Annotated in this window: 10 protein-coding genes; 4 read left to right on the plus strand and 6 right to left on the minus strand. The window is 54.2% G+C overall.

The genetic code is table 11. The annotated features are described in order from the left end of the window. Positions 1-20: 20 nt before the first annotated feature. A complete protein-coding gene (locus D7M11_RS33090) occupies positions 21-1,637 on the minus strand; it encodes an extracellular solute-binding protein (RefSeq protein WP_158606965.1) in 1,617 nt (538 codons plus the stop codon). 443 nt (positions 1,638-2,080) lie between these two features. Between D7M11_RS33090 and D7M11_RS33095 the strand changes: the two genes are divergently transcribed. The 3 genes from D7M11_RS33095 to D7M11_RS33105 all read left to right on the plus strand — a co-directional run bounded on the left by D7M11_RS33095 (position 2,081) and on the right by D7M11_RS33105 (position 4,680). Next, entirely contained in the window at positions 2,081-3,391 is a 1,311-nt protein-coding gene (locus D7M11_RS33095) for an ABC transporter substrate-binding protein (protein WP_158606966.1), read from the plus strand. A 329-nt stretch (positions 3,392-3,720) separates the two neighbouring features. Beyond that, a complete protein-coding gene (locus tag D7M11_RS33100; RefSeq protein WP_120751554.1) occupies positions 3,721-4,215 on the plus strand; it encodes a metal-dependent hydrolase in 495 nt (164 codons plus the stop codon). A 123-nt stretch (positions 4,216-4,338) separates the two neighbouring features. Next, positions 4,339-4,680, plus strand: coding sequence for a c-type cytochrome (locus tag D7M11_RS33105; protein WP_120751555.1), 342 nt, complete (start codon positions 4,339-4,341; stop codon positions 4,678-4,680). A gap of 110 nt (positions 4,681-4,790) precedes the next feature. On the opposite strand, the gene acpS is transcribed toward D7M11_RS33105, so the two are convergent. The 5 genes from acpS to D7M11_RS36610 all read right to left on the minus strand — a co-directional run bounded on the left by acpS (position 4,791) and on the right by D7M11_RS36610 (position 9,885). Beyond that, complete coding sequence (acpS, locus tag D7M11_RS33110) at positions 4,791-5,180, minus strand: holo-ACP synthase (RefSeq protein ID WP_120751556.1); 390 nt, start codon at positions 5,178-5,180, stop codon at positions 4,791-4,793. Positions 5,181-5,337: 157 nt separating this feature from the next. Continuing rightward, complete coding sequence (locus D7M11_RS33115) at positions 5,338-7,857, minus strand: O-antigen ligase family protein (protein WP_120751557.1); 2,520 nt, start codon at positions 7,855-7,857, stop codon at positions 5,338-5,340. 166 nt (positions 7,858-8,023) lie between these two features. Further along, a complete protein-coding gene (nadE, locus tag D7M11_RS33120; RefSeq protein WP_120751558.1) occupies positions 8,024-8,833 on the minus strand; it encodes an ammonia-dependent NAD(+) synthetase in 810 nt (269 codons plus the stop codon). A gap of 144 nt (positions 8,834-8,977) precedes the next feature. Further along, a complete protein-coding gene (gene pyrH / locus D7M11_RS33125; RefSeq protein ID WP_120751559.1) occupies positions 8,978-9,715 on the minus strand; it encodes a UMP kinase in 738 nt (245 codons plus the stop codon). Further along, positions 9,712-9,885 carry a hypothetical protein gene (locus D7M11_RS36610; RefSeq protein ID WP_158606967.1) on the minus strand — a complete coding sequence of 58 codons (174 nt, stop codon included), beginning with the start codon at positions 9,883-9,885 and terminating at the stop codon, positions 9,712-9,714. The genes pyrH and D7M11_RS36610 overlap by 4 nt, the downstream gene beginning before the upstream one ends. Positions 9,886-10,066: 181 nt before the next feature. Between D7M11_RS36610 and D7M11_RS33130 the strand changes: the two genes are divergently transcribed. Further along, entirely contained in the window at positions 10,067-11,398 is a 1,332-nt protein-coding gene (locus D7M11_RS33130; RefSeq protein WP_120751560.1) for a beta/alpha barrel domain-containing protein, read from the plus strand. Positions 11,399-11,467: the final 69 nt, after the last annotated feature.

Below are 11,467 nucleotides of genomic sequence, written 5' to 3' on the forward strand. Positions count from 1 at the left end.
ATGACCACGGCTTCGCCCTGTTATTTAATAATTACACCGGCCGCTTTGATTTGTTCCACATACGATTCAAGGAGAGCTTTTCCGCCCATTTCACTCATAATGGTATCGAGTGTCTTTCTCCATTGTTCCGGGGGTAGCTCGCCCAAGGCGATTTTGGCCATCGTTTCATTTTCCAGCATTGCCTGAGCTTTGAGATCGACGCCTTCGGGCGGAGCAACATTGGTTCCGATGCTGTCGGAGATCGGATAGCTTTTGATCTTCTTAATGGTCTCGCGGTCTTTATCCGTTACCCTCGGGTCGACAACTTCCAGACCAATCGTTTGCGGTTCATCCTGATTGAACACCTGATAAAGCGCCAGCCAGTTTCCTTTGTCCTCGATATCTTTCTTTACATTGCCGGGCAAAATGGTGATTACATTGCCACTACGGGTGTAATGAACGCCTTCTATGCCGTAATGCGTCAACAAGTAACCTTCCTCGCTTGATAAATAGTCCAATATTTCAAAGGATTTCCTAACCTTTTCCGAATTTCTGGCTGCTGTTTTCGTAACGATGACTCCGAAAGAAGGAAGGCTTTCTTGGTAGAAGGGGACACCCTCGTTCGGGTTAAAAGCAGTCCAGGACGCCCCGGGGTATATTTGCTTGCTGCGGCTTGCCCCCGATGCCGGAACGCTCTCCAGTCCGAACGTCCCGCTCGTATCGCGGATGATGCCGACTTTGCCTTGTATGGCCTTTTCTATATGCGCGGTTCCTTTTTGCAAAAACCAGTTCGGGTCTACGGAGCCGTCCTCGATCATTTTGCGGATATCCCGCAATACGGCTTCCGTCCGTACATCCATCTGGAAGTGGACAAGCGCGTTGTTTTTCATATACAGAGTTCCTTCGATCCCGTTTGCCGCAAATTGTGGCCAATCGAATGACGTCCCCACTCCGTTGGCCGACAAAGAAAACCCGTATGTGTCGTTTATTCCGTTGCCATCGGGATCGCCAAATGTGAAAGCATGGGCGGCTTTCATGAACTCGTCCAGATTGGACGGAACTTTAAGACCGAGGGTATCCAGCCAATCCTGACGGATGAAATAGGAAACTTGCGGTCTTCTCATTACCGGAATCGGAATTCGTTGAATTTCCGTCTTTGATTTGTCCAGGGCAAACCGTTTGAATACGACATCCGGTGTCATCCATCTAAAATAATTCGGCATTTTCTCGGGGCTTACAAACTCGTTTATATCCGCGAGTATTCCGTTTTTTTTGTATTCGAGCGCCTGTATGCCGCCGCTGAGGATAAGGTCCGGCGAATCGTTGGACGCCAGGCGGACATCGAGCTTTTTGTACCGTTCCGTCCCTTCCCCCACGTCATAAGTCAGTATCAGCTTTACATCAAACTTTTCCTCGATCGTCCGTTTGACGAAATCCTCGTCCTCGGGTGGAAGCCTGTTGCCCGTATTCGAGTTGTAGCTGAAAATCTCGATGGTTTCGCGGCCCCCATTATGGGCTCCTCCGGTTTTTGACTCAGCGCCGTCTTGATCCGGCGACGAGCCCGACGTATCGCTTTGCCTGCTGCAGCCACTCGCAGCGCCAATGACTAAAACCAAAGTTGCGATCAGCACAGTCCATGCAAATTTATACATGCCCATGAAAGACATCCCTTTTTTATATACTGTTCGCTCTTCTTCCTTCGCCAGTCTCGCAATTCCCCTTCAAAACAGGCTGCATGTGCTGATTTTAACTTATCCAGTTGCCTAGAATTACTTTAATCCGGACCGCCGAATCCCGTCAATAAATCGTTTCCCCGCAGCAAACCGAATGGCGAAAATCGCCCGTATCCCGGCGAAGCCCTGCGCCGAAAGACACCAGTACGGCGGTCTTCCGCCCATCCTTGTCCTTCGAACAGCATCCCCCCCTCCGGATATGCCGCATGAGCGTTCGCGCGTTTTTCGCCGTCCGGTTTGCGGCGGGAAACGGTTTATTGACGATTTTTTATAACTCGGATTAAAGTATGTCTACGGTCCGCCGGCTATATGACACCGACTGGCACGCGGCAAGAAATAACAAAACACTAAAATATCGGAGGATTCCCATGTCCAAAAAAATGTTATACGCAAGCTTGATCGGAGCGCTGACCCTGACGGCCGTGGCAGCTACCGCCTGCTCCGGCGGCCAAAGTCCGGGATCGCAATCTCAACAGCAGACGCAACAGCAACAGCAGAAGCAGCCGGAGCCGGTTGAGCTTCATCTGTACTCCCTCAGCGGACAAAATCAGGAATGGTTCGACAATACGTACGGCAAATATTTATACGAAAAATTCCCGCATATCAAGTTCAAGGTCCATTTCCCGGCACAAGCGCCGATAGCTGATTACATCGGTGCGAAAGGACCGCTCGATATCGCTTTCGGTAGCTATACGAATTACCATACTTCCCTTCTGGATCTTAATTTGCAAAGCGATATCAGCGATCTGATTGCGAAGCACAAGGTCGATCTGAACAAATTTCAGCCGACGACGATCGAACTGCAAAGGCAGCTCGCCAAAGGAGGCATATACGGGCTGCCCGCTTTCATCGGGACGTCCGGCCTGTATTACAACAAGGACCTGTTCGACAAGTTCGCGATCCCGTATCCGAAAGAAGGCATCACGTGGGATGAATTGTATGACTTAGCCTTAAAGTTGACCCGCAAGGACGGAGATGTTCAGTACTACGGTTTCGCCAATAGCACTGCCGGCTATTTGCAGGTCAACCAGTATTCGCTCGATCTGGTCGATCCGAAGACGCTCAAGGCCGGCTTCGAAACGGACAGCTGGAAAAAGATCGTACAGATGCTTACGAGATTTATGACGATTCCGGGCTACGATGTGACGCAGGCAACGGTCGGCAATTTCAATACAAAAGGGATCGTCGCCATGGCTGCCGATTATAGCGGCTGTTGCGGATTCACTCCCGGCGATGGCATCAAAAATTGGGGCGTCATCAAAATACCGGATTTCCCGGATATTCGCGGAGTTGGACCTCAATCGTACCCGAATTACTGGTTCATGAGCTCGATAAGCAATAATCGCGAAACCGCCTTCGAGGTAATTAAATTTATCGTTTCAGAGGAATTCCAGGCTTCGCTGAACGCCAGAGGGTTGGCCACTTCGCTGAACGACTCCAAGCTCCAGGCTGGCTACGGCAAAGATCTTTCGAAATACAACGGACAAAATGTAACCGCCCTGTTCCCGAAGCATGCCAAAATGTCCAATATAACCGAATACCAAGCAATCGCCGCCGGCCAGCTGAACACCGCGCTGACGAACATCGCCACCAAGGGAGTAGACATCAACACCGCCCTGCGTGAAGCCGCCGAAGCGACGAACAAGAAAATCGAAGAAACCAAGCAGATGAAAAAGTAAACAAATCAATCTCCCGATCCAGCTTCGAAATAATACGGCAAATTAAATGTAACACAAATGAAATATTGTTTTCATGTTCCTTTAATGTACAACGCCTATACTACATATCGACCCCCTTTTTTCATATATATATTTGGCAGAACCCTAGGCCCGTTGCCGATGGGTTCTCTTTTTTTGCCCTAGAGGCGCTCAGGACCCGCTTGCGGCGGGATTTTTTCTGCATCCAAGAACAAATGTTCCCTATCGTATGATATAATGAGGAGATCAGTCAGCGAACCTGCCGTTACTTGTAAAAACCATTCATACCGCTTGACGAGGGGAGAACCATCTTGCTGCAAAAAACGCACAGCGTGGCCGGGCTTATAGCCGCCGAAATCATTCTTGTTCGTGAAGGAATTCCTTTTCTGTCATGGGAAGCTGCCGGGGCGATATTGCTCGGTTGTCTGGCCGGCACGCTCGCCGATGTCGACAAGCCGGGATCGACGATGGCGAAGGTGCTTTTTCCGCTGTCCGCACTGCTGAAGCTGCTGCGGGTCCGCCACCGGACGCTCACGCACTCGGCCCTGTTTATCGCGCTTCTGGCTTTGGTCGCGTCGCCCTTGCCGCCACTATACTATTGGGTATTCATCGCCGCCTATGCCTCTCATACGCTCATCGATCTGCTGAACGAGAATGGCGTCCAGCTTCTGTGGCCGATCAAGGGAAAAATCCGCCTGCTGCCGAAGCCGATCGCTATCGACACGGGCTCGGCCGGCGAAACGGCGTTCCGCTGGATCATCGCACTGGTCAGCTTGTGGATTCCGTTCTCGACAATCCGATTTTAGCGGGCATGGGGTGTCACGGAATATTCGCATAATGTTCATGCAGGCGCCTCTTCTGCATCAGCTTGCAGCTCGCGCCGGTATGCTATGATGAACATATATGTTGAAAAAGGGGGAGCCGCGTCAATGAACATTCGCCACGTAAAGATGGCCGTTGCAGCAGTCGCGCTTGCGGCCGTTCTAAGCGGCTGCGGAACGAAGGATAGCGGAGGGACGGAAACATCCGCAGCGGGCCCCGGCGGAAATGCGGAAGCCTTGTACAAAAAGTCGTGCATCTCCTGCCACGGCGACCAGCTGCAAGGCCGCATCGGCCCGGGCACCGACCTCACCAAGGTGGGCGGCAAAAAAAGCCGCGACGAGATCGTAACGCAAATCGCCAAGGGCGGAAACGGGATGCCTGGCTTCTCGAGCAGCCTCAGCGAAACGGATATAGGCACGCTGGCCGACTGGCTCGCCGCCAAAAAGTAAGGTGCTGCGCGCTCGCGGCGCGTACGGCGGAAGCATAAACAGCCGCGTCATAGTATTGCGCCACTTCAATTCTCATGCAAAAAGCGCCCGTCATAGGGCGCTTTTCGTTGTTACTCCGTCTCGGCAACGGCGTATGCCCCGGCGGTCGTAGCCGAGTGCGTAATGCTTAAGTGCAGGCGCAGCGGCTGCGCCCGGCCGAGCCGCTCCCAGGCGGCGCCTGAGAGCCGGCATTCCGGCTTGCCGCATTCATCCGGCAAAATGCTGATGTCCTGAAAGCCGACCTCGCGGCCGATGCCGCAGCCGAGCGCCTTCACGACCGCCTCCTTGGCGGCGAAACGTCCGGCGACAAACTCGGCAAGCCGCGCCCGCCCGCGCCGGGCGGCCAGCTCCCGCTCTTCGGGCGTCAGCACCCGCTCCACGAAGCGCTCCCCGTGGGACTGCTCCAGCAGCCGCTTCACTCTATCGATATCGAGCAGATCGATTCCGACTCCAGCGATCATAATACCGCACCTTTCCATTCGCCGCACGTTTGCTTATGCGCTCCAGTTCGTTTCCATCCATTATAAAATACGGCGGCGAGCTTCGTCCAATCGGACCGGTCTGTTAGCTCCGCATCCGCGAAAATGCCCCGGCATACAGGCCGGGGCGCAATTGGATTTATAACGCAAGCGATACGATCGCCTCAATCTCCTGCTTCTCTTCCGGATAACGCGCCGTAAACCTGTCATAGAGGGCCTGATCCGTTTTTCCGGATTTTTTCAATGCCGCCAAATACCAGCGCGTTCCGGCTTGGCTTATATTCGCACTCACCTGCTCGTTTGTCGTAGCGGCCAGCAGATCAGCCGCCTTTGCCATATCGCCGCGCATGTAATACAGTTGCCCGAACGTAAGCGCCAAGCTCGGAGTCACCTCGAACACGCTGCCCGCCATTTGCCCCTCCGGCAGCGACTCCAGCTTCGCCAGCCTGGCTATAATTTCCTCGTGCAGCCGAGTACCCGCGGTCCAATGCGAATCGGCCTCCGTCTTCATACCAGCCTGCCTCGCGCTGTTTCCGAGATGCAAATGCAGCGCCGCCGCCCTCTCGTACATGTCAAGCACCCAAGGATACCGCTTTAGCCCGTCCTGAATGAGCGCGGCTGCTTCCGCCACATTATTTTTCAGCATGTAATGCTTATATTCGGCCTCGAAGACGGACCTGTCGTACGGCTCGAACGTGCGGATCGAGGCCAGCGTTTTCGAAGCTTCGTTGTAGTACATATCATTTTTCGTTTGTTCGTACACTTGCTCCAGGAAGTCCACCTTCGTCATGGCGTAATACGTATTGCCGGGCTGGAGCCGAAGTGCCTTGTCCAGAGGAACGAGCACCTCCTCCAGCTTTTTCCCCTCTACGGCCAGCTGCAAGGAGCGGGTATGCTGATTATCCGCATTCCAGCGGATGAAAGAAAAAATCAGGAACAGTGCCGATACGGCCGTCAGCGCGGCGGGAAAAGCATACTTCCATTTGTCCGCCTTCTTCGTTTTATCGGCCTTGTCCGCCTTACTCGGTTTACTCTCCCCTGCGCCGAAGCGCAGCCTATGGAGCGGTCCGGCAAAGCCGGAGGCGATTCCGCCCAAGCTTAGGAACACGAGTGCCGATACGTACACATAGCTCATTTCGAAGTCCATCAGGCTGTGGATCAAAATCGCCACAACCACGGCGTAAAACAGCAGGCTCTTTTCCCCTTCGGCAGAACGTTCGGCAAAATACGTTTTGGTGAACAACACGAGTATCGAGCCCAAAAAAGCGAGCAAGATCAGCAGCCCGACAGCACCCGTCTCTACCATGTATTGAAGCAAAAAGCTGTGCACCTGATTGACGGTATACGGATTATTCGCGTATTGGGGATACAAAACCGACCAAGCGTTGCCGCCCGCTCCGAACAGCGGATAATCCTGAAGCACCTTGAACGTATCCCGATATATTGTGAGCCTTTCAAGCAAGCTGTGCTGCTGTAGATTGATACTCTTCACCCGATCCGCCAACGCTTCGGGGAGCACGCTCGCGATCGAGGATTGGCCGGCCACAAGGAACACTCCCAGCAACAAACCGATGACGATCAGGCCCGGCAAATACAAATGAGCATGCTTGCCGCGGGAAATGCGGCCGACTCCCTTATCCAGCAAAGGCATAGCGAACCGATGCAATAAAACGATAACGACCGCGGTAAGCGCGGAAACAGCGAACAGAGTACCCCAGCCGCCAAATGACAACGAATCAAAAAACGGGAGTGTATCCTTCACTTGAAAATCGGGTCCACGCCGAGCCTCCATCGTATCGAGCACCTTCCATGCGGTATCTCGTATTTTGTCCGTAATGAGGAAGGAAGCGGCGCTGCCGATAACGAGATACGCAAAAAAACGGCTTTGTTTCTCAAAAGTCAAAAAGGGCAGAAAGGCCAGGACGACAAAAGGCAGCAATACAAGCCCGCCGCGAGACAATGTCAAAAAAAACGACAGCAGCACCGGAACGAGCATAAACGCATGAGCGGCGGTAACGTACCATTTCCGCGAGGAAACGATCGAATACAAGCCGCACAGCAGAGGAATGATCAGAAACCCGGCAAATGCGTTTGCATACTGAAATACAGACGTCAATCGCAGCTCATCGCCTTGCCTCATGACCGCGTCGTAAAAATAGACGTTTCCGAACATATTGAGCAAGCTGAACAGCACAACCGCATAGGCCGAGCAAACAATCCCGTACCGGAGCGCCGCATGGCCGAACCGGTTCCGGGCCGCATACAATCCGATCAGGAAGAAGACGGCGTACATCACATGAAACAACAGCAGATTGGATGCATGGTGCCGGGTAACGGCAAATAACAGCGAGAGCAAATAGCTGAGCGGCAATCCCCAGACGGCAACGGCGTATAGGTCTCTTACTTCCCTCCATTGCCATCGCTTGAACAAATAAATAACGAGCACAGTGGAGATAATCGCGGTCCACATCAGCGAGGAATAAATCGGTCCTTCGTATTTCGCGCTTGCGCCATAAAACAGTGCGGTTTGAAACGGGGCGATCAACAAAAAAGCCAATACGAAACCGATCGTGCACCAATACAAAAGCGAGTGATGCTCTTGCATTTGAGCGCGTTCGAGCCCCTGCTTGTACACGTTTTTATTGCCGACAACAGCCATGTAACCTCCAAAACATCCATAAATTGGGTTTTATATCATCATATCACGCGCATCCCAACCCGTCCAGACTTTATGTCAAAGGCTGTCGGCATCTGTCAGCTGCAAACGAAAAAGCGCGAAAGCCCCGCAGGACCTTCGCGCGCGACGCACCTCCCGGCAGCCGGCATCAAATGCCGGGAATCGGAGAGCGCTTGTGCTCCGTTTTCAAATATTGCTTCTCCAGCTTCTCCCGGGCGGCCGGATCGATCTCCTTGCCTTCCAGGTAGTCGCTGTTGTCCTCATACGTAATGCCGAGCTCGGCTTCGTCCGTCTGTCCGTCCCAAAGGCCGGCGGTCGGCGCTTTGTCCAGAATCGGCTGCGGCACGCCGAGACGGGCAGCCAGCGCGCGCACTTGCCGTTTGTTCAGCGAGCTGAGCGGCGTAATGTCGACCGCGCCGTCTCCGTACTTGGTGAAAAATCCGGTAATCGCCTCGGAAGCGTGATCTGTCCCGACGACGAGCAGGTTCAGGTCGAATGCGAGCGCGTATTGCATCACCATCCGCGTGCGCGCCTTCACATTGCCTTTGCCCCCGCGGCTCAAGTGGCGAGACATCCCGAGCGACTTGAAGGAATATTCGACCTCAAGCGCGATTTCGTCAACCGCCTGCTCGATATTCGTCTCCGCCTTGTGCGTCAGGCCGAACGCCTCGGCTACCGAATAACTGTCGGCGATGTCGGCTTGCTCGCCGTACGGCTGGAAGACGCCAAGCGTGATATAGTCGCGGCCGGTCTCCTTCGTCAGTTCGTCGGTCGCCATTTTGCACAGCCCGGTCGCCACCGCACTGTCCACGCCGCCGCTGATCGCGATCAGCAGTCCGGTCGTCCGGCTGTCCAGCACGTATTGCTTCAAAAAATCGACTCTTCTGCGAATTTCCGCATCGACATCGATGACCGGCTTCACGCCCAGACGGGCGATAATGTCCTGCTGCAAACTCATACCTTCACACCTTCCCTTGAGTTAGGAGCTTTTAGCGTATCCCACGCGTTAGGCTTTCTAACATCAAGTATAGTCCACCGTGCTCAGATTTCAAGCAAAACGTGTGAAAAGACCATAAATCTAACATCGATCATCCCCTAGGTTTCATTCCGCATAACACGTCTCGACACCGGCGGTCACGATCGTGCCGATGCTTTCTCCTTCGCAAATACGTCTCATCGCCCCTACCCGGTCGAAATTGAAGACGTGAAGCGGAATGCCATAGTCGCGGGCCAGCAGGAAGGCGGAGGAGTCCATCACCTTCAAGTCGCGACGGATCACTTCCTCATACGGAAGCTGCTTGTACAACCTCGCCCCCGGGTTACGCTTTGGATCGCTGTCATACACGCCGTCCACACCTTGCTTCGCCACCAGTATCGCCTGCGCGTTCACTTCCAATGCCCGCTGAACGGATGGGTAGTCGGTCGTCACGTAAGGCTGCCCGTTGCCCCCGGCAAAAATGACAATGTACCCTTTCTCCAGATGATGAATCGCCCGCAGGCGAATGTACGGCTCGGCAACCGCATTAACAGCAAGCGCCGACATGACGCGGATTTCCCGGTCGGACTTCGCCTTCAGCACGCCGCGAAGCATCAGCGAATTAATGACGGTCGCCATCGTGCCGATATTGTCCGCCTCCGCCCGCTCGATGCCCCAAGCTTCCGCCATATTGCCGCGAAAAATATTGCCGCCCCCGATGACGAGACATACTTCGATTCCGAGCCGGGTTACCGCAAGCACTTCGTCCGCAATGTGCGCGAGTCTCCCATGATCGAAACCCGAGGCCTCCTCTCCCGCCATCGCTCCTCCGCTTAATTTGACCAGCACGCGCTTATACCTCATCCACCGGCACCTCCGTTAAAGTACAAAAAAATAACGCCGAGTCCGGACGACTCGACGCTTGACCTTGTTATAACGATATGCGGGAAACGGAAACATGAAATCGCGACCGAGGACGACTTATTCGCCCGATCGTGAATCGTTTTCCTTGCGCGGGCCTCTTTCATCGGCATCGCGTTTTCGCCTCCCTTTCCCACTCTTTTATGGATCATATCCGATCGCGAATGAGGATGCAACGCTTTTCGCCTAGATAATTCAATAAACTATATTTATATAGTCGATAAAATATATAAAGTTTATTTTATCAACGTACAGGAATACAATAAAACCAAACGACGAAAGGGTGAACCTTGCATGAATAACGTTTCCATTTCCCCCGCAGGCCTTGAACCGAATCTGCTGCGCGAGCAGTTTTCTTACGACCGCCCTCCGCTGATCGCCTTTGACGGAGTAAACGTCCCGATGGATCGCCCGGACGATCTATTCATTACCGATACGACGTTCCGCGACGGCCAGCAAGCCCGTACCCCTTATACCGTTCGGCAAATTACGGAGCTGTTCGATCTGCTGCACCGTTTGTCCGGACCAAAGGGCGTCATCCGTCAAACCGAGTTTTTCCTGTACAGCGAGAAGGACCGGCAGGCCGTCCGGGCTTGCCAGGAGCGGGGTTACGAGTTCCCGGAAATTACGGCATGGATTCGCGCCGTGGCGAAAGATTTTCAGCTCGTTAAGATGATGGAGATCCGCGAAACGGGCATCCTGACCTCCTGTTCGGACTACCATATTCATCTCAAGCTCGGCTTGAATCGCGAGCAAGCGATGGAGCAGTATTTGTCGGTGGTCCGGTCGGCGCTTGACGCCGGCATTCACCCCCGCTGCCATCTGGAGGACGTCACCCGCGCGGACGTGTACGGCTTCGTCGTTCCATTCGTGCAGCAGCTGATGCGCCTGTCAGAGGAAAGCGGCATCTCGGTGAAGGTGAGACTGTGCGATACGATGGGTTACGGGGTCAGCTACCCAGGCGCTTCGCTCCCTCGCAGCGTGCCGCGGCTGCTGCATGCGCTGCGGACGGAAACGGGGATCGCGTCGTCTCAGCTTGAATGGCATGGGCATAACGACTTCTACAAGGTGCTGACGAATGCAGCGACGGCGTGGCTGTACGGCTGCTCGGGCGTCAACGGCACACTGCTCGGCTTCGGCGAGCGGACGGGCAATACGCCGATCGAAGGGCTGCTGTTCGAATATATGGGACTAACGGGAGATACGTCGGTCGATACTCGAACCGTGACTGAAATCGCCGACTATTTCGAGCGGGAGCTCGGCTATTCAATTCCGCCGATGACGCCGTTTGTCGGCAAATCGTTCAACGTAACGGCGGCCGGTATCCACGCCGACGGCATTATCAAAAACGAGGAAATTTACAACATTTTCGATACGGACCGGCTGCTGAACCGGCCTCTCGGCGTGCTCGTCACCGATAAGGCCGGAACGGCCGGCGTCGCCCATTGGGTAAACCGCTATCTAAAGCTGTCCGGCGAGAAGAGGATCGACAAACGCAGCGAAGGCGTGCAGGCGATGTATGAGTGGGTCGTTGCCCAATACGGGGACGGCCGTACGACGAGCTTGTCCGACGAGGAGCTGCTGGGAGCGGCGCGTCGTTATTTGCCCGGACTGTTCCCTGCGTAACCAAACGTGTGCTGCGGCGTGTTTGCAAACACGCCGCAGCATGCATTCGCCTTTTCCGGCAACTTGTCA

The organism is Paenibacillus ginsengarvi, from assembly GCF_003626695.1.
In the GTDB taxonomy this organism is placed as follows: domain Bacteria; phylum Bacillota; class Bacilli; order Paenibacillales; family NBRC-103111; genus Paenibacillus_AB; species Paenibacillus_AB ginsengarvi.